The organism is Kitasatospora phosalacinea (assembly GCF_000717185.1).
GTDB lineage: Bacteria > Actinomycetota > Actinomycetes > Streptomycetales > Streptomycetaceae > Kitasatospora > Kitasatospora phosalacinea_A.
The window spans coordinates 30,001-48,924 of sequence record NZ_JNYE01000056.1; the positions used below are offsets into that span (position 1 = coordinate 30,001).

Below are 18,924 nucleotides of genomic sequence, written 5' to 3' on the forward strand. Positions count from 1 at the left end.
AGAGGAGGAGGTGGGCGGTGGCGCGGTGCCGGTGCGGCGTCAGGTCCGCACCGGCACCGCGGGTCTGTGGGGGCGGGGCGTCAGTTGACGATGTTGTCGACGTCCGCGAGGGCCTTCTTCCAGGCGCCCTCCGGGTCGGCCTGGCCCTGCTCGACGGAGGTCAGCGCGTTGCCGAGGGCGGTGCCGATCTCCGCGCCGTGCGCGCCGAGCGGCTGCGGGTTCAGGTCGCGGGCCGACTGCGAGAAGATCTTGCCGGTCGGGGCGTTGTTGAACAGCGGGTCGGTGTGCTCGGCGATGTCGGGCTGGGTCCACAGCGCCTGGTCGGAGGGGAAGTAGCCCTTCTCCTTGAACAGCCGGGCCTCCTGCTCGGGGGCGGTGAGCCACTTGGCCAGCTCGGCGGCGGCCTTGGTGTGCTTGCCGGACTTCGGGACGGACAGGTAGGAGCCGCCCCAGTTGCCGCCGCCGCCGGGGATCCGGGCGATGTCCCACTTGCCGCCGTCGGTGGGCGGGTTGGCCTTGAACTCGTAGCTCATCCAGGCCGGGCAGGCGACGGTGGCGAACTGGCTCTTCTGGAAGCCGGTGTCCCAGGCCGGGGTGAAGGCCTGGATGCCCGCGGACTCGCCGTCCTTGATGGCGCCGGCCACCAGGTCGAAGGACTGCTTGACGGCCGGGTTGGTGGTGACCACGACCTTGCCCTCGGCGTCGTAGACGCCCTGCGGGGCCTGGGCCAGGATCGCGCTGAACAGGTTGCCGCCGCTGTCGAACCAGCGGGCGTCCTTGTTCGGGCTGTTGGCCAGGAACTGCTTGCCCGCGGCCAGGTAGGACGGCCAGTCCTTCATCAGCGCGGCGACCGCCTCGCGGTCGGTGGGCAGGCCCGCGGCCTGGAACAGGTCGCTGCGGTAGCACAGCGCCATGCCGCCCATGTCGGTGCCCAGGCCGAACAGCACCTTGCCGTCGGGGCTGGAGGCGGGGGCGGTCTTGGACGGCACCCACTGGTCCTTGCTGACGCCGTTGTCCAGGAAGTTGAGGAACTTCCCGGCCTCCGGCTGGAAGCCCGCGACCTGCCCGATCTCGATCGCCTCGATGTCGGCGGTGCCGGAGCCGGCCAGCAGGTGGGCGTGCAGGTTCTGGTGGTGCGCGCCCATGTCGGCGCGGTTCTCCTTGATGGTGACGTTCGGGTGCGCCTGCTCGTACTCCTTGTACAGGTCCGCGTAGCCGAAGTCGGAGAACAGGTTCACCGTGAGGGTGACCTTGGCGTCGGGGTCCTCGTCCGCGGACGAGCCGCCGCCGCTGCCGCTGGAGCAGGAGGTCGCGGCGGTCAGGGCCAGCACCAGCAGCGCGGAGCTGGCGAGCAGGCGGCCTCTCGGGCCGGTGCGGGGCAGGGAAACGGGCATGGAACGGCTCCTCGCGGGGGATGGCATCTGAGACCCCCGGAGACGGCTCTTTGGGAGAGCGCTCTCCCGGGGTGGCATCCGGAGCTTGGTCGCTCCACCCGCCCCCCGTCAAGGGGTTGGGTTGCAGGAAATCGCTGCTGCACCGGGGTTTTGACGAAGTTTCGCTGACGAACCAGCGGTCGCCGCCCTTGACACGGATGAAACAACGGGGCAACCATCACTGGCGTAGTGAGAGAGCGCTCTCCCTGATCCGGGCACCGGCCCTCGACGGTGCCGTCCCCACCCCACCCGATCGGGAGCCCCGATGCCCGCCCCGCCCCCGCGCACCCCCAGGCCGATCCGGCCGACCACCTCCGCACCCTCGGCCCGCACCCTGGCCGCGGCCCTCGCCGCCGCCCTGGTCGCGGCCCTGGTCATGCTGCTGCCCGCCAGCCGCGCCCAGGCCGCACCCGTCCTGCTCTCGCAGGGCAAGACCGCCACCGCCTCCAGCACCGAGAACTACGGCACCCCCGCGGCCAACGCCGTCGACGGGAACACCGGCACCCGCTGGTCCTCGGCGAACACCGACCCGCAGTGGCTGCAGGTCGACCTCGGCGCACCCGCCGCGCTCAGCTCCGTCACCCTGCAGTGGGAGGCGGCGTACGCCAAGGGCTACCAGATCCAGCTGTCCACCGACGGCACCACCTGGACCACCGCGTACACCACCGCCAACGGCGCGGGCGGCACCGAGACCGTCCCGGTCACCGGCACCGCCCGCTACGTGCGGATGAACGGCACCGCCCGGGCCACCGGCTACGGCTACTCGCTCTGGGAGTTCCAGGTCTACGGCGCCACCGGCGGCGGCGACCAGGGCTGCGGCACCGCGAACGCCGCCCAGGGCAAGACCGCCACCTCCTCCAGCACCGAGAACTACGGCACCCCCGCGGCCAACGCCGTCGACGGCGACGCCGGCACCCGCTGGTCCTCGGCGGCCGCCGACCCGCAGTGGCTGCAGGTCGACCTCGGCTCCGCGCAGAGCGTCTGCGGCACCTCCGTCAGCTGGGAGAGCGCCTACGCCAAGGCGTACCGCATCCAGCTCTCCACCGACGGCACCAGCTGGACCGACGCCTGGACCACCGCCAACGGCGCGGGCGGCACCGAGAAGCAGGACTTCACCGGCACCGCCCGCTACGTCCGCCTGTACGGCACCGCCCGGGCCACCGGCTACGGGTACTCCGTCTGGGAGTTCCAGGTGTTCACCGGCGGCGGCTCCTCCACCAGCCCCAGCCCGAGCCCCAGCCCGACCCCCACGCCCACCGGCACCACCCCGCCCGGCAACTGGACCACCGTGTTCAGCGACAACTTCGCCGGCGGCTCCGGCAGCGCCCCCTCCGCCACCAACTGGACGGTCCGCACCGGTACCTCGGAGCCCGGCGGCGCCGCCCACTGGGGCACCGGCGAGATCCAGAACGACACCGCCAACCCCGCCAACGTCGCGATCGACGGCAACGGCCACCTCAACCTGACCGCCGTCCGCGACGGCAACGGCAACTGGACCTCCGGCCGGGTCGAGAGCAAGCGCGGCGACTTCGCCGCCCCCGCCGGCGGGCAGCTGCTGATCTCCGCGCAGATCAAGCAGCCCGGCGTCGCCGACGGCACCGGCTACTGGCCGTCCTTCCGCGCCATCGGCGCCAACGACCGCAGCGGCGGCTGGCCGAGCACCGGCGAGACCGACATCCTCGAGGACGTCAACGGCCGCAGCCAGACCTCCGCGACCCTGCACTGCGGCACCGCCCCCGGCGGCAACTGCAGCGAGTACAACGGCATGACCAGCGGACTCGCCTCCTGCCCCGGCTGCCAGAGCGACTACCACACCTACAGCCAGGTCATCGACCGCACCGTCAGCGACGAGCAGATCCGCTGGTACCTCGACGGCCGCCAGATCTGGCAGGTCAACGAGTCCCAGGTCGGCACCGCCGACTGGAAGAACGCCGTCGACCACGGCTTCAAGCTGGTCTTCAACCTCGGCATCGGCGGTTCCTTCCCCGACAGCGTCTGCGGCTGCACCACGCCCAGCGCCACCACCACCTCCGGCGGCGCGCTGTCCATCGGCACCGTCACCGTCGCCACCACCACCGGCACCGCTCCCGCGGCGCTCGTCGACCCGCCCGTCCCCACCGGCAAGAGCACCGTCAAGGTCACCGGCGGCCAGGGCAACTGGGCGCTGAGCGTCAACGGCCAGCCCTACCAGCTCAAGGGCGTCACCTGGGGCCCGGCCCAGTCCACCGCCGACGCGCACATGCGCGACCTCAAGGCGATGGGCGTCAACACCGTCCGCACCTGGGGCACCGACGCGGCCAGCAAGCCGCTGCTGGACGCCGCCGCCGCGTACGGGCTCAAGGTCGTCAACGGCTTCTGGCTCAACCAGGGCGCCGACTACGTCAACGACACCGCCTACAAGAACAGCACCCTCGACAGCATCAAGCAGTGGGTGACCACCTACAAGGACCACCCCGGCGTGCTGATGTGGGACGTCGGCAACGAGGTCATCCTCACCACCCAGGACCACGCCTACAACGGCGCCACGGTGGAGCAGGAGCGCGTCGCCTACGCCAAGTTCGTCGAGCAGGTCACCCAGGCCATCCACGCGATCGACCCCGACCACCCGGTCACCTCGACCGACGCGTACACCGGCGCCTGGCCGTACTACAAGCAGTACGCCCCCAGCCTCGACCTGCTGGCCGTCAACTCCTACGGCGCGGTCTGCAACGTCAAGCAGGACTGGATCAACGGCGGCTACACCAAGCCGTACATCGTCACCGAGTCCGGCGACGACGGTGAGTGGGAGGTCCCGAACGACGCCAACGGCGTCCCGACCCAGCCCACCGACACCCAGAAGCGCGACGGCTACACCAGGGCCTGGAACTGCATCTCCGGCCACACCGGTGTCGCGCTCGGCGCCACCATCTTCAACTACGGCACCGAGAACGACTTCGGCGGCACCTGGTTCAACCTGATCCCCGGCGGCTGGAAGCAGCCCGCGTACTACTCCGTCGCCAAGTCCTACGGCGGCAGCGCCAAGGACGGCAACACCCCGCCGGTGATGCCGAACGTCACGCTCAGCAAGACCTCGGACGTCCCGGCCGGCGGCACCTTCACGCTCAGCTCGCCCGCCACCGACCCCGACGGCGACCTGGTCCGCTACCAGCTGTACTACAGCTCCAAGTACGTGGACGGCGGCACCGGGTTCAGCCAGGTCCGCTTCACCCAGACCGGCGACGGCCAGTTCACCGTCACCGCGCCCAAGACCCTGGGCGTCTGGAAGGTCTACGTCTACGCCTACGACGGCCACGGCAACGTCGGCATCGAGTCCAAGTCCTTCCGGACCGTCGCCCCCACCCCCAGCGGCACCAACGTCGCCAAGGGCAAGACCACCACCGCCTCGACCTACCAGGCCGTCGGCAACGGCGCCCCCTACCCGCCGTCCAACACCACCGACGGCAACTGGTCCACCCGGTGGGCCAGCGAGTGGGCCGACCCGCAGTGGCTCCAGGTCGACCTGGGCCAGAGCACCTCGTTCAAGCACGTGCAGCTCGGCTGGGAGTCCGCGTACGGCAAGGCGTACCAGATCCAGACCTCCAACGACGGCACCAACTGGACGACCGTGTACACCCAGGCCAACGGCACCGGCGGCATCGATGACATCGACGTCAACGGCAGCGGCCGCTACGTCCGGGTCACCATGACCCAGCGCGGCACCGCCTACGGCTACTCGATGTACGAGTTCGGCGTCTACGCCTGACGGCTGCCCGAGCGAGGGGCGCCCGGCCCGTACCACCGGACCGGACGCCCCCCACCCCCCCACAGACCCCCGGTGCCGCGCGGCAGGGAGCGCCGCGCGGCACCGGGCCCCCCACCCACCCTTCCTCTCCCGGAGGTCCGATGAAACACCGCACGTCGCGCGGCGCGCCCCACCGCACCGCGCTCGCCGGCACCGTCGCCGCGATCCTCGCGGCCGGCGCCCTCACCGGGGGCGTCCTCGCCCAGCAGGCGGTCGCCGCCTCCGACCCGCTGATCAGCCAGTCCAAGCCGGTCACCGCCTCGTCCGTGGAGAACGCCAGCTTCCCCGCCGCGGCCGTCGCCGACAACAACCTCGCCACCCGCTGGGCCAGCGCCTGGACCGACTCCCAGTGGGTCCAGATCGACCTCGGCGGCACCGCGAGCATCAGCCACGTCGAGCTCGACTGGGAGGCCGCGTACGCCAGCGGCTACCAGCTCCAGACCAGCAACGACGCCACCACCTGGAACACCGTCTACACCAAGGCCAACGGCACCGGCGGCACCGAGCAGATCGACCTCGCCGGGAGCGGCCGGTACATCCGGCTCAACCTCACCAAGCGGGGCACCGGCTACGGCTACTCGGTGGAGGAGTTCAAGGTCTACGGGCAGGTCGCCACGTCCGGCGGCGGCTCCGGCTACGTCCTGGCCAACCCCCAGGTCACCGGCGCCACCCCGGCCACCGGCAACCCGGCGCACGCCTACTTCCACGAGTTCCAGGCGAACTGCACCGCCACCCGCGACCTGCCCGACGACCCGATCGTCTACCCGGGCAAGCCCGGCGCCTCCCACATGCACACCTTCATGGGCGCCACCAACACCAACGCCAACTCCACGCTGGAGTCGTTGCAGGCCAGCACCACCAGCTGCCTCGCCCCCGGCGACAAGTCCGGCTACTGGATGCCCACCATGTACGACGGCAACACCCCCGTCGACCCGGTCGGCCTGCAGACCATCTACTACAAGAGCGGCATCAACGACTACACCGCCGTCCGCCCCTTCCCGGCCGGCCTGCGGTTCGTCGTCGCCAGCCCCACCGACAGCGCCACCGACTTCGCCACCCACCCCGGGTACGTGGCCGGCTGGGAGTGCGGCAACAGCTACCGCACCTCCGACCTGCCCACCGAGTGCCCCGGCGGCGGCCAGGTCGGCATCCGCTTCCAGGCCCCCAGCTGCTGGAACGGCCTGTACCTGGACACCCCCGACCACAAGAGCCACATGGCTTACCCGATCGAGGGCGTCTGCCCGGCCGACCACCCGGTCGCGCTGCCGATGATCGAGTTCAAGGTGGCCTTCCCGGTCAACCTGGACCACCTCGCCCAGCTCCACCTCTCCAGCGGACGGGGCTTCTCCTTCCACTACGACTTCTTCAACGCCTGGGACGCACCGACCCTGGCCGCGATGGTCAACCACTGCATCGTCGGCGGCCTCCAGTGCAACGCCCGGGGCTACGACGAGAACCAGCCCGGTAAGGGCGCGGCGCTCAACGAGCAGTACCTTCTGCCGTAAGCCCTGAGTCGCACGCCCTGAACGCGAACACCGGCCCCGCCGCCACGGACCCCACATCCGGCGGCGGGGCCGGCCCGCGCCCCACCCCCACGGAGGACCACCGATGAGGCTTCGCCGCACCGCCGCGCTGCTCCTGCTGCCCCTGCTCGCCGCCACCGCCGCCGGCTGCGGGTCCGGCACCGGCCCCGGCGCCGACAGCGCACCCCCCGCCGCGAGCTCGCCCGCCGCGGCGCCCTCGTCCAGCGCGCCCGACCGGCCCTCCGACGCCACCTCGATGATCTGCAACCCGTACTTCCGGCAGGAACTCGCCGGGGCGCTCGGCACCGACATCGTCCAACCCCTCGCCCCCACCTGGGAGAAGCGCGTCTACCGCTGCGAGTACCGCTACGCCCAGGGCAGCATGGCGCTCTCCGTCAAGGAACTGCCCGACGCCGCCACCGCCCTCGCCCAGTACGACGGCCTGCGCGGCAGCGCCGGGGCCGTCACCGACCTGAACGGCCTCGGCGAGGCCGCGTACAAGCGCGCCGACGGAACCACCGTGGTGCGCAAGGACAGCTTCGTGCTCACCGTCGACGTCGCCGAGCTGCCCGAGACCTTCGGCACCCCGCCGCGCAGCCGCGCCGACGTCGCCGTGATGACCGCCACCACCGTCATGATCTGCTGGCAGGAGCACAGTTCGTGACCGGACGCGGTCCCGGGCGGCCGCTGCCGACCGGGCACGACCGGGGGAGCGCCCCCGGCCGCGCCCGGCTCGGGCACGCCCCGGAGCGCGTCCGCGGAACCGGTACCGACCAGGCTTTGGAACGTGCTGGGAGAGCGCTCTCCGAGCGTGCTATAAAGGGCCTCATGAGCAGCGAAGCCCTCAAGCGCGCCACCACCCTGGAGGACGTGGCGCGGGTCGCGGGCGTCTCCCGGGCCACCGTCTCCCGCGTCATCAACGGCGTCCGCAACGTGGACCCCGCCATCCAGGACGCCGTCCGCCAGGCCATCAGCCGCACCGGCTACGTCCCCAACAGTGCCGCCCGCTCGCTGGTCACCCGGCGCACCGGCGCCCTCGCCCTGGTCATCTCCGGCAGCGACGTCCCCGAGACCCCCGACCACCACGTCGGCGGCGAGATCTTCGCCGACCCCTTCTTCGGACGCGTCGTCAGCGGCGTCTTCACCGGCCTGCGCCCGCTCGACCTGCACCCCGTCCTGATGCTCGCCGACAGCGCCGAGGCCCGCGACAAGGCGCTCACCTACCTCCGGCAGGGCAACGCCGACGGCGCCATGGTCGTCTCCACCCACAGCCGCGACCCGCTCCCCGCCCAGCTCCTCGCCGCCGGGATCCCCACCGTCCTGTTCGGCCGCCCCCCGACGCCGCTCTCGCTCTCCTGCGTCGACCTCGACAACCGCGAGGGCGGCCGGATCGCCGCCGACCACCTGCACGCCCGCGGCCGCCACCGGGTCGCCGCCGTCTCCGGCCCGCTCGGCGTCCGCGCCGCCCGCGACCGCCTCTCCGGCTTCCGGGAGGCCATGGCCGACCACGGCATCCACCAACTCCCGCACGTCGAAGGCGACTTCACCCGCGAGGACGGCGAGCGCGCCATGACCTCGCTGCTGCGCCGCTACCCCGACCTGGACGGCGTCTTCGCCGCCAACGACCTGATGGCCCAGGGCGCCCTCGCCGTCCTCGCCGAGCACCGCCGCCGCGTCCCCGAGGACATCGCCGTGATCGGCTTCGACGACTCCTCCGCCGCGACGGCCGGCCGCCCCCACCTCACCACCGTCCGCCAGCCGGTCGAGGAGATGGCCGCCGAGATGACCCGCGTCCTGCTAGACCACCTCGCCCGGCCCGGCCGCGCCGCCACCACCGTCCTGTTCGAACCGACCCTGATCGAGCGCCAGTCCGCCTGAACGGCGGTGCGGCTGAACGGCGGCCCGTCCGGCACCCCGCCGGTCCTCGCCGTCCAGGGGCGGGCCACAATCGGCGGCATGGACGTCCTCGAACTGCTGGAGAGCGCCGGACTGCTCGCCCCCGGCGCCGCCGCCGACCCGAACGACCCCACCGTCCTGGAGATCTGGGACCTCCTCGCCCACGACGGCTGGGAGACCGTCCTCACCCTGCTGGAGGAGCCCGGCACCAACCCGCCGATCCCGCCCCGGACCTGGGCCGACCTCGCCACCGCCGCCGAGCGGCTCCACCTCCCGCACAGCGCCGCCTGGTGCCACTGGCGGCACTACGAAGCCCGCCACGACCTGGTCATCCGCGCCGAACTCACGCTGCTGCCCGCCGGGGAGGGTCGGCGCAAGACACCCTTCGCCGGAGCGGGCGTCATGCGCCCGCTGTGGGACATCGGCCAGCGCACCCCCGACGGCGGACCGAACCTCGCAGTCGGCTTCCTCTGGGTGGAGCACACCCCCACCCTGGGCCCCGGCGAACGCGCCACCGTCCGCCTCCTGGCCCTCGCCCCCGACCGCTGGCGCGACCTGCGCCCCGGCGACCGGATCGCCATGCACGAGGGCCGTCCCGTCGCCGGAACGGCCGTCGTCCTGGAGGCCCGCCGGGTGTACGGCTCGTGCTGAGCCGGGCGGCGGATCAGCCGCCGTTCTGGGCGATGGTGACGATCTGGTAGACGATGAAGGCCACCGCTCCGGCGCTCAGCAGCATGATCAGCGGGCCCATCTTTCGGTTGTCGCCGAGCACCAGGAGGCTGCGGGCGTCCTGGCCGTTGCGGGCCATCTCCTCGACGACGGCGCGGTTGCGGGCGGTGTAGTGGGTGGCGACGCCGCGGAAGTCCACGAACAGGGCCAGGCCGAAGCAGAAGAAGCCGAGCGGGATCAGGCCCAGCACGATGAAGATCAGCACGGCGGTGAGGATCGCAGCGGAGACCGGTTGCCGTCCAGGGGTTCTGGTTGAAATTTTGCCCGTCGGTGTGCGATCGAGCCGGGGCGGCGGCGGCCGACGGCCGCCCGCGGGGGAGTGGTCACCAGGCGGGGGCGATCAGCTTCCCGGTGGCGGCGTCGCGGACGGTGATGGCCTCGACCGGGCACATCTCGGCGGCCTCGGTCAGTTCCGCGAAGCCCTCGGTGGCCGGGCGGGTGGGGGTCGCGCGGCCGTCGGGGGCGAGGGCGAGGTCGGCGGGGGCGGTGCGGGCGCACAGGCCGCTGCCGATGCAGCGGGAGCGGTCGACCGTCACGACCAGCTTCGGGGCGTCGCTCACCAGGCCACCTCCAGGCGCAGCGGGCTGCGGGTGACCAGGCCGGTGCGCCACTCGATGCGGTCGACGGGCGTGGCCAGGTGCAGGCCGGGCAGGGCGCGGGCGAGGTGGTGCAGGCCGAGTTCGAGCTCCATCCGGGCCAGCCAGGCGCCCAGGCAGTGGTGCGGTCCGGCGCCGAAGGTCAGCGACGGGGTGCCGAGCGGGGCGAACAGGTCGAGCGGGCCCGGCGGGTAGACCTCCGGGTCGGCGTTGGCGGCCACCGCGTCGGCGGCGACGACCGCCCCCGCCGGGATGGTCACGCCGCCGATCTCCAGGTCGGCCGTGGCCCGGCGCAGCGACCCCGGCGCGGTGGTGCGGTCGCCGAGCGGGACGGTGCGCAGGATCTGCTCGGTCGCCGCGGCGGCCGCGGCCGGGTCGGCGCCGATCCGCCGCCAGGCCCCGGCCCGGTCCGGGTGCTCGGGCCTGCCCGGGCGGTCGGTGCGCTCCGGGTCGAGCAGGTAGACCAGGGCGTTGCCGAAACTGGTCATGGTGGTCTCGTGCCCGGCGATCACCAGCCCGATGGTGAGCGAGGTGATCTGGGCCTCCGTCATGCCGCCGGTCTGGTCGGCGGCCTGCACCAGCGAGCTGACCAGGTCCTCGCCCGGGTTCTTCCGGCGCTCCTGCACCAGCTGCTGCCCGAACTCGCCGAACTCCCGGATCGCCGCCCCGATCTCCTCCGCGCTGTACGCCGTGGTCGACAGCGCGTGGTCGCTCCAGCGGCCGAGCCGCTCGGTGTCCAGGCCCTCCAGCTCCATCAGCCGGCTGATCACCCGCACCGGCAGCGGCATGGTGAGCGCCCCGACCACCTCGGCCGGCGACCCCGACCCGACCAGCTCGCCCACCAGCTCCCGCACCACCCCGTCCACCCAGGGCCGCCAGCGCTCGATCGCCCGTGGCGTGAAAGCGCGCTGGACGGTGCGGCGGATCGCCTGGTGCTCCGGCCCGTCGCTGTTCAGGATCGAGGACGGGTCGTCCAGGATGTTCGGCGTCAGCGTGATCGGCGGGGCGTCCGGCGCGTACAGCGGGGCCCGGCCCAGGTCCGGGTGGGCGAGCGCCTGCCGGACGTCCGCGTGCCGGGTCAGCACCCACACCGGCGTACCGGTCGGCAGCACGGCCAGCCGGGGCGGACCGGCCTCGGCCCGCGGCAGGCAGTGCAGCGGCACCAGCGGCTGGGCGCCGGGGCTGCCGGGGGCGTCGGTGGTGGCGTCGGTGGTCATCCGTCCTCCTGGCAGAGCAGTTGCAGGACCGGGGACACCGCCGGGCGGCAGCCCCTCACCACCGACCGTAAGCGGACGACCCCGCCCGCGAGTAGGACGCAAACCAGCCACCGGCGGGGCGGACGGGGAGGGCAACTGTCGTTCGAAGGGCGGAAGTTGGTGCGGACCGGCGAGGCGGTGCCGATCCGCCGCCGATCTGCCGCCGACTCGCCGCCGGGGCGTCAGTCGGCGACCACGGCCAGCGCCTCGACCTCGATCAGCACCTCCGGCCGGAACAGCGCCGCGACCTGGACGGCCGAGCTCGCGGGCGGCCGCGCGGTGTCCACGTGCTCGTCGCGGGCCTTGCGGACGGCGGGCAGGTACGCCACGTCGGTGACGAAGACGGTGAACTTCACGACGTCCGGGAACCCGGCCCCGGCCGCCGCCAGGCAGCGCCGCAGGTTCTCGAACACCTGCCGGGCCTGCGCCTCCGGATCGCCCGCGCCGACCAGCTCGCCCCGCTCGTCGAACGCGACCTGCCCGGAGACCTGGACCAGCCGCCCCGTCCCGGTGACGACCTGCGTGTAGCCCGTGCCCGGTGCGACGCCCGGCGGCTCGGTGATGTGGGTGAGGTGAGGAGAGTTCATGGCGGCCATCCTCACCCGTACCGGGCGCCGGGCGCACGCGATTTCCGGCGGTGCAGGTGCGGGTGCAGGTGCAGGTGCGGGTGCGGGTGTGGGGACGGGGGCGGTGCGGGGGCGGGCAGGGGCCGTTCGCGGTCAGGGCACGACCTCGGGCAGCGGGCGGAGGAACGGGCGGTCGGCGGACGGGAGTTCGGCGAGCGGACCGGCCGCGCGCAGCACCACGTCCAGCACGGCGTCCGGGTCGCAGGCGTAACCGCCGCTCGCCCAGGCCGCGTTGGCCTCGACCACCGCCCAGCCCCGCCCGGTGCGGCCGAGGTCGACCACGGCGGCGCTCGGCAGTGCGGCGGGACCGGACGCCGCGGCCAGCACCTCGGCGGCGAACGCCAGCAGCTCCGGGCCGTCCGCCCCCGGCCCGGCCACCGCGAGCTCGCCGTCCAGGGCGTAGCGGGACGCGGCGCGCACCGCGCCGTCCAGGACGAACAGGCGGAACTCGGCGTCGAACCGGACCACCTCGCTGACCAGCACCGGCGTGTCGCCGTCCAGCAGCTCCGGCCCGGGCAGGGCGGCGCCGTCCGGATACACCCGGGCGGCGAAGTGCTTGTCGGCCGGGGTCTTCACGAAAGCCGGGCCGGACAGCCGACGCGCCTCGGCCAGCGTCCCCAACTCCACCCGGCGGCCGGTCAGTTCGCGCGGCAGCGCGGCCAGCCAGCCGTCGGACGGCTCCACCGGGCCGAGCCCCAGCTCCCGCCCCACCGCATCGGCGAACAGCGGCCCGCCGTACAGGTGGACCGGCGCCCCCGCCAGCTCCCGCGGAGCGCGCCAGGACGGCGCCGTGAACGCCCGCAGCCCGCGCCGCCCGGCGGCGGTGCGCAGTTGCAGGCCGGTCTCGTTGACGCGGGGCGCGAGGAGCAGGACGGGAGTCGGCATGCCGGTGATCATGCCGCGCGGCGCGTTGCCCCGGCCAGCGGTTTTCGCTCCGCGTACCCGCTCCGCTCGGGCAGGGTGATCGGCAGTCGGGCGTGCCGCAACGTGTCGGCGGCGGGCGCCGCGGGCGCGGAGGGGGCGGCAGGGGAGCGGGGTCAGTCGGTGGCGGCGGGGAAGAGCTGCTGGACGGCCCTGACCACGGCGGCCCGGCGGTCGGCCAGGAAGGCGGCGCGCTGCTCCTCGTCCGCGGGCAGGAACTCGGACTGGCCGGCCCAGGCGGTGGCGAGCTGGTTGAGCAGCACCAGGACGTCCAAAGGGTCCCAGGACGGGTCGAGGCGGCCCGCCCGCTGGGCCAGGCGCAGCTGCTCGGTCTTGTGCCGCACGGTGGCCCGCACCGGGTCGTCCGCCGCGTCCGCCCCGTCCGTCGCGTCCGGGGGCAGCTCCAGGCGGCCCCAGGACATCAGGCGCAGCCGGTCCGGGTGCGCGGAGAAGTAGTCGTGGAGGCGGCCCGCGTACGCCGGGAGGTCGGTCGGGTCGAGCCGGGTCGCCTCGGCGACGGCCGTCAGCTCGGTGGCGGCGACGGTCGCGTACAGCTCCTCCTTGCTGCGGAAGTACGCGTACAGGCGCTCCTTGCTGGTGCGGGCGGCCTTGGCGATGCGTTCGATCCGGGCGCCCGCGATCCCGTGCCGGGCGAACTCGGCGGTGGCCGCGGCGACGACGCGGTCGCGGGTCGAGTCGGCTCCGGGCGGGGGTGTCATGCCTCCACCGTACCGGACCGAACCGGACGGTTCGGCTCCGCCGTACCGCGGCGCCGCCCCGGGGTGCCCCGCGCGCCCGGGGGCGGTTTGCCGACGGTCCGTCATCTCGCCACGTCAGGAGCCGAGTTGATCGGTGTGCTGACCAACTCGCTCGCCCCCGCCGGGGTATGGCGTCGGACCGCCCGGCTCCCTATGGTCTAGTCCATGTGGACGAGATCACGTACGGGCGGCCGCCTGGGAGCCGTCGGGTTCGCGCTGGCCCTGGCCCTGGCCGGGACGACGGCGGGAGCGGAGGCGGCCGCGGCCGCACCCGCCGAGCGGCCCCCGCGGCCGGTGTGGACGGACTGCCCGGCCGACCCCTCGGGCGCGCCGGTCGACCCGGCGCTGCGCTGCACCACGGTGCGGGTGCCGCTGGACTACGGCGCGCCGCACGGGCGGACGATCGAGATCGCGGTCTCCCGGCTGGCCACGGCCAAGCCCGGCCTGCGGCGCGGCATCCTGGTGCACAACGGCGGCGGCCCCGGCGTCGCCAGCCTGCACCTGCCCGGCGCAGCGGCCGCCGGGTACCCGCGCGAGGTGCTGGACCGCTACGACCTGGTGGGCTTCGACCCGCGCGGCGTCGGCCACAGCACCCCCGTGACCTGCGGACGTACCCCCGCCGAGGTGCCCTGGCAGAAGGTCTTCCCGTTCCCCGCCCCGGACGGCTCGATCGCCCCGAACGTGCGCTTCGCCCGCGACCTGGCCCGCGACTGCCTCACCGCGGGCGGCGACCTCGTCCGGCACCTGACCACCGCCGACACCGCCCGCGACCTGGACCGCGTCCGGGCCGCCCTCGGCGAGCCGAGGATCTCCTACCGGGCCGCCTCCTACGGCACCTACCTGGGCGCGGTGTACGCCCAGCTCTTCCCCGGCCGCACCGACCGCTTCGTCCTCGACGGCAACGTCGACCCCAACACCACCTGGCAGGAACGGCTCGCCTCCTGGGACGACGGCGGCGAACTGCGCTTCGCGGACTTCGCCGCCTGGGCCGCCGCCCGCGACGCCGACCTGCACTTCGGCGCGACGCCCGCCGCCGTCCGCGCCAACTACCTGGCGCTGGCCGCGGAACTCGACCGCGCCCCGGTCGACCACCCGGTGGCCGGACCGGTCGACGGCAACCTGTGGCGCACCCTGTACCGCCTCGACTCGTACCACACCGCGCTGTTCCCGGAGATCGCCGACTGGTGGAGCTACCTGGCCGCCGACGGCGCGGGCCCCGTCCCCTACTGGTGGCTCGCCAAGGGCGACACCCCCGGCGTCCCCGCGGACAACGACGTGGCGGCCCTCGTCGCCGTCCTGTGCAACGACACCCCTGCCGACCGCGACCCCGCCCGCTACCAGCGGGCCGTCACCGCCAGCCGGGCGCGCAACCCGCTGGCCGCGGGCATGGGCGCCAACATCTGGCCCTGCGCGTTCTGGCCCGCCCCCGCCGAACCCGCCGTCCGGGTCACCGACCGGGGCCCCGCGAACATCCTGCTGCTGCAGACCACCCGCGACCCCGCCACCCCCCACGCCGGGGCCCTGGAGATGCGCTCCGCACTCGGCCGACGGGCCGTGATGGTCACCGTCGAGGGCGGCAACCACGGCGCCTACGACCCGGCCACGCCGTCCTGCGCGGTCCGCGCCGCCGACCGCTTCCTGGCCACCGGCGCCCTCCCCGCCCACGACCTCGGCTGCCGACCCGACCCCGCCCCGACCCCCTCCGGCTGACGGCCGCTCAGAGCGCGCGGCGCATCACCAGGCGCGGCCAGCGGTCCAGGCCGTGCGCCGCCTCCCGGGCCCGGACCTCGCGCAGGCCGGGCCCGAGGGCGTCCTCCGGTACCGGACGGAAACCGCAACGGGCGTAGTACGGGGCGTTCCACGGGACGTCGGCGAAGGTGGTGAGGGTCAGCGCCGCGACGCCCTCGGCCGCGGCCCGCGCCGCCGCGCACTCCAGCAGCGACCGGCCGACGCCCCGGCGGGCGTACGAGGGGTGCACCGAGACCTGCTCGACGTGCAGCGCCCCGTCGACCCGCTCCGCGACCAGGTAGGCCACGGGGCGGTCGTCGTCGTCCACCGCGGCCCAGGCCAGGCCCGCGTCCAGGAAGGCCGTCAACTCCGCGACGGAGAAGGGCTCGTCGTCCGCGACCTCGTCCATCCCGACCTCGCGGAAGCAGCCCCCGGCCGCCCGCTCGATCTCCTGGAGCAGCGGCAGCTCCCCGGCCCGGACCTCACGTGTGCGCATCACCCCATTGTGCGCGACCGGGGCCGGGCCCGGGACCGGTCCCGGTCCCGGTTTCGGTCCCGGTCCCGGTTTCGGTCCCGGGGGCCGCGGGGGCGGGTGTCAGTGCTCGGCGTTGCCGCGGACGCGCTTCAGGACCTCGGGCGGGAGGTTCTCGTCGACGCCCGTGCCGATGACGACGATCAGGTGCTCCTCGTCGGACCACATGCAGGTGACATCCTCGTCGGCCCGCTCCCGCGGGCTGTCGTCCGGGTCGTACGAGTCGCAGTACATCGTGCCGCCCAGGGTCGACTCGACGAGGTGCGGGGCGTCGCTCTCGTCGGAGGAGGACGCGATCATCCGGGCGATCCGCTCCTGGAACCCCGGCCCGGGCTTGCCGATCACCACGCTCCACCGCGCCTCGCGGTCACTGCCCCCGAACGGGCTGTCGGCCTCGGCCTCCGGCACCGCGCCGTACGCCGCCGCCTGGACGTCCTGCACGCCCATCATGGTCATGCTCGAACTCATGTCCTCCCAGTCCGGGAAGTCGCCCTTCGCCGAACTGGCCCGCAGCTTCTCGCCCTCCACCGAACCCGGGAGGTGCGGGGCGCTGTCGCCACCGAACAGGGTGCTCCCCAGCAGGACCAGGCCGCCCACCACCACGACCGCGCCCACGCCCAGCGCGATCCGCTTGCGCCGGACCAGCACCGCCGGGTCGACCGGCGGACCGGCGGGCAGCGCCGGGTAGACGGGCGCGCCGGGTGCACCGGGCGCGCCGGGTGCACCGGGCGCGCCGGGCGGGCCGGGAGGCGCAGCGGGCGGGGCGGGCGGCAGTCCGGGGGCCGCGAACGGTGCGGCGGACTGCGGGGCGTACGGCGGGGCCGGCTGCGGGGCCGGGGGAGCGGGCGGGGGAGCGACGGGCGCGGTCGGCACGGTCGGCGGGGGAGCCTTCTCGAACGAGGGCGCACCCCCGCCCGTGCCGCTCGTCCCGCCGGGAGCAGCCGGAGCAGCCGGAGCAGCGGCGGCAGCGGGCGTGCCGTCCGCCAGGCGGAGCGACTGCGCCAGCGCCGAGTTGAAGCCGAGCACCTCGTCGACGGCCTCGACGAGCGCGGCGCGGGCCGCGGTGTCCTGCGGTGCGGCCCCGGCAGCCGTCAGCGCCTGCTGCCAGCGCGGCAGCCGCTGTAGTTCGTGGCGCACCCGGGCCAGTGACTCCGCGTCCAGGGCTGCCGGAGCGGCCCCGTCCGGCTGCAGCAGCGCGTCGACCACGACGTCGGCCGACACGGCCCCGTCCCCCGAAACCATCGTCAATCTCCTGTCCGAGAGGTTGAATTCGACCACCAATGTGGCAGCGTCCGGTCACCACCTGCACCGGTGCGCGGGAAAGGAGACGGAACCGCAACCCGGACGGTTGCACCACCCCCGGCCCGGGCGCCCCCGGCCCGGGCCCCGCTCAGGCGCCCGGCCCGGGCTCCGCGGCCAGGCGGCCGGAGCGGACCGCGGCCAGCAGCGCCGCGTGGTCGGCCTCCGACTGGTCGGCGTAGGCGACCGCGAACCGGGCCACGGCGTCGTCCAGGCGGTCGTCCTTGCCGCAGTACCCGGCGATCAGCGCCGCGTCCGCGGTGTGGGCGTGGGCGCGGGCCAGCAGCGCACCGGTGAGGCGGCCGTAGTCGTCGAGCTGGGCGGGGGTCAGCGCGGCCGGGTCGACACTGCCCTTGCGGTTGCGGAACTGCCGCACCTGGTACGGCAGTCCGGCGACACTGGTCCAGCCCATCAGCGGGTCGGACACCACCTGCATGCGCTTCTGCCCGAGCACCACCCGCCGCCCCTCGTGCCCGCCCCCGTCCGGCAGCGGGAACCCGGCCCGCACCAGGTGCGGCAGCAGCACCGACTCCCGGGCCTCCTTCACCTGGAGCACCAGCGGCCCGCCCTTGCGGTCGGTCAGCAGCACCACGTACGAACGGGTGCCGACACTGCCGGTGCCCACCACCCGGAACGCCACGTCCTGCACCCGGAACCGGGCCAGCAGCGGGTGCAGCTCCGCCGGGACGGTGTGCCGATAGGACGCCAACGAGCCCGCCACCAGCTCGGCCTGACGGTCCGTCACCTCGCTCAGGACCGGCGGCGCCGCGACGAACCGCCAACCCCCGTCCCCGGTACGGACGGTGGAGCGCGCCGCGAACTTCGCCCCGGTGTTGCGCAGCGCCTTCGCCGACACCGCCGCCAGCAGCTCGCTCAGCTCGTGCGCACCCGCGAACTCCACCAACTGGTGCTCCGCGATGGCGTCCCAGGCGTTCCAGGCGTCCAGTACCGGGAGCTTCGCCAGCTGCCGCACCGTCCGCCGGTACGTCGCCGCTGCGTCGAACGCGGCCTGGCGGCAAGCGAATTCGTCCGCCCCGGCCTGCCGTCCCGCCAGCACCAGGCTGGCCGCCAACCGCTTCAGGTCCCACTCCCACGGGCCCGGGACGGTCTCGTCGAAGTCGTTCAGGTCCAGCGCCAACCGGCCCCGGGCGTCCCCGTACAGGCCGAAGTTGGCCGCGTGCGCGTCCCCGCACAGCTGCGCCGCGATCCCGCTGACCGGAGTGGTCGCCAGGTCGTGCGCCATCAACCCCGCCGTACCGCGCAGGAACGCGAACGGCGAGGCCGCCATCCGCCCCACCCGCAGCGGCACCAGGTGCGGCAGCCGGCCCACGTTCGCCGACTCCACCGCCGCGACCACCTCCGGACGCGACGCCGAGAGCACCAGCCGGGCGTGCGACTCCAGCGGCACCCGCTCGCGCAGCAGCTTGCCGCGCCGCTTCGGGCCGTCCGCGAGCGCGAGGCCCGCCAGCTCCAGCAGCGCCGCCGACGGGCGGCCCGGCGCCGCGGAGGCGTCCCCCGCGAACCCCTCGACCGCGAACTCCCTGGACAGCGGCAGCAGTTCCGCCGCCCCCGAAGCCTCCGGGCCCTCCGGACCCTCCACCCGGACCTCGACCGCCGACACCCGCACTCCCCTCCGACCACGGCAGGGGCCACCCCCACCAGCGGTGACGCTACCCGGCCGGACGGACGCCGACGCCGCCGGGTCCGCCCACCGGACCGCGCCGCGCCACGGCCACCCGCCCACCGGGCGGCACTAGTAGGGCTTGGTCAGGTTGATTTTGATTGGGCGTGTCTGTTGGCGGTGGTGTGTCGTTGAGGACGTGTGACACCTGGGGAGATGGCTGAG

General features: G+C 74.2%; 15 protein-coding genes and 2 pseudogenes. 7 read left to right on the forward strand and 10 right to left on the reverse strand.

Annotation, left to right across the window (positions count from 1 at the left end; translation table 11 throughout):
* Positions 1 to 80 precede the first annotated feature (80 nt).
* Positions 81 to 1,394, reverse strand: coding sequence for an extracellular solute-binding protein (locus OO57_RS23130; RefSeq protein WP_033254527.1), 1,314 nt, complete (start codon positions 1,392 to 1,394; stop codon positions 81 to 83).
* Between the two features lie 304 nt (positions 1,395 to 1,698).
* On the opposite strand from OO57_RS23130, the gene OO57_RS23135 reads away from it, so the two are divergent.
* The 6 genes and pseudogenes from OO57_RS23135 to OO57_RS23155 all read left to right on the forward strand — a co-directional run bounded on the left by OO57_RS23135 (position 1,699) and on the right by OO57_RS23155 (position 9,284).
* Positions 1,699 to 5,175: a discoidin domain-containing protein gene (locus OO57_RS23135; RefSeq protein WP_081973892.1), complete on the forward strand. Its 3,477-nt coding sequence runs from the start codon at positions 1,699 to 1,701 to the stop codon at positions 5,173 to 5,175.
* Positions 5,176 to 5,315: 140 nt separating this feature from the next.
* Positions 5,316 to 5,735: pseudogene (locus tag OO57_RS47225) on the forward strand (discoidin domain-containing protein); the annotation flags it as partial.
* A 105-nt stretch (positions 5,736 to 5,840) separates the two neighbouring features.
* Positions 5,841 to 6,719: pseudogene (locus OO57_RS47230) on the forward strand (DUF1996 domain-containing protein); the annotation flags it as partial.
* Positions 6,720 to 6,822: 103 nt separating this feature from the next.
* A complete protein-coding gene (locus tag OO57_RS23145; protein ID WP_051778121.1) occupies positions 6,823 to 7,401 on the forward strand; it encodes a hypothetical protein in 579 nt (192 codons plus the stop codon).
* 164 nt (positions 7,402 to 7,565) lie between these two features.
* A complete protein-coding gene (locus OO57_RS23150; protein WP_033254529.1) occupies positions 7,566 to 8,615 on the forward strand; it encodes a LacI family DNA-binding transcriptional regulator in 1,050 nt (349 codons plus the stop codon).
* 78 nt (positions 8,616 to 8,693) lie between these two features.
* Entirely contained in the window at positions 8,694 to 9,284 is a 591-nt protein-coding gene (locus OO57_RS23155) for a hypothetical protein (protein WP_033254547.1), read from the forward strand.
* 13 nt (positions 9,285 to 9,297) lie between these two features.
* On the opposite strand, the gene OO57_RS23160 is transcribed toward OO57_RS23155, so the two are convergent.
* From OO57_RS23160 to OO57_RS23185, 6 genes are all read right to left on the reverse strand, one after another.
* On the reverse strand, positions 9,298 to 9,567 hold the full coding sequence (locus OO57_RS23160) for a hypothetical protein (RefSeq protein ID WP_033254530.1): 270 nt from the start codon (positions 9,565 to 9,567) through the stop codon (positions 9,298 to 9,300).
* 118 nt (positions 9,568 to 9,685) lie between these two features.
* The gene (locus OO57_RS23165; RefSeq protein WP_033254531.1) at positions 9,686 to 9,922 is read right to left on the reverse strand and encodes a ferredoxin; all 237 of its coding nucleotides are present in this window, start codon (positions 9,920 to 9,922) and stop codon (positions 9,686 to 9,688) included.
* Positions 9,919 to 11,175, reverse strand: a complete 1,257-nt coding sequence (locus tag OO57_RS23170) for a cytochrome P450 (RefSeq protein WP_033254532.1) — start codon at positions 11,173 to 11,175, stop codon at positions 9,919 to 9,921. The genes OO57_RS23165 and OO57_RS23170 overlap by 4 nt, the downstream gene beginning before the upstream one ends.
* Positions 11,176 to 11,396: 221 nt before the next feature.
* Complete coding sequence (locus tag OO57_RS23175) at positions 11,397 to 11,801, reverse strand: RidA family protein (RefSeq protein ID WP_033254533.1); 405 nt, start codon at positions 11,799 to 11,801, stop codon at positions 11,397 to 11,399.
* 132 nt (positions 11,802 to 11,933) lie between these two features.
* On the reverse strand, positions 11,934 to 12,725 hold the full coding sequence (locus OO57_RS23180) for an ATP-grasp domain-containing protein (protein ID WP_033254548.1): 792 nt from the start codon (positions 12,723 to 12,725) through the stop codon (positions 11,934 to 11,936).
* Positions 12,726 to 12,877: 152 nt separating this feature from the next.
* Complete coding sequence (locus OO57_RS23185; protein ID WP_033254534.1) at positions 12,878 to 13,480, reverse strand: TetR family transcriptional regulator; 603 nt, start codon at positions 13,478 to 13,480, stop codon at positions 12,878 to 12,880.
* Positions 13,481 to 13,684: 204 nt separating this feature from the next.
* Between OO57_RS23185 and OO57_RS23190 the strand changes: the two genes are divergently transcribed.
* Positions 13,685 to 15,229, forward strand: coding sequence for an alpha/beta hydrolase (locus tag OO57_RS23190; RefSeq protein ID WP_033254535.1), 1,545 nt, complete (start codon positions 13,685 to 13,687; stop codon positions 15,227 to 15,229).
* A 7-nt stretch (positions 15,230 to 15,236) separates the two neighbouring features.
* Here the strand turns inward: OO57_RS23190 and OO57_RS23195 are convergent, their stop codons facing one another.
* The 3 genes from OO57_RS23195 to OO57_RS23205 all read right to left on the reverse strand — a co-directional run bounded on the left by OO57_RS23195 (position 15,237) and on the right by OO57_RS23205 (position 18,699).
* Entirely contained in the window at positions 15,237 to 15,743 is a 507-nt protein-coding gene (locus OO57_RS23195; protein WP_033254536.1) for a GNAT family N-acetyltransferase, read from the reverse strand.
* Positions 15,744 to 15,842: 99 nt separating this feature from the next.
* The gene (locus OO57_RS23200; protein ID WP_158715195.1) at positions 15,843 to 17,021 is read right to left on the reverse strand and encodes a hypothetical protein; all 1,179 of its coding nucleotides are present in this window, start codon (positions 17,019 to 17,021) and stop codon (positions 15,843 to 15,845) included.
* Between the two features lie 148 nt (positions 17,022 to 17,169).
* A complete protein-coding gene (locus OO57_RS23205; RefSeq protein ID WP_033254538.1) occupies positions 17,170 to 18,699 on the reverse strand; it encodes a DUF2252 domain-containing protein in 1,530 nt (509 codons plus the stop codon).
* Positions 18,700 to 18,924: the final 225 nt, after the last annotated feature.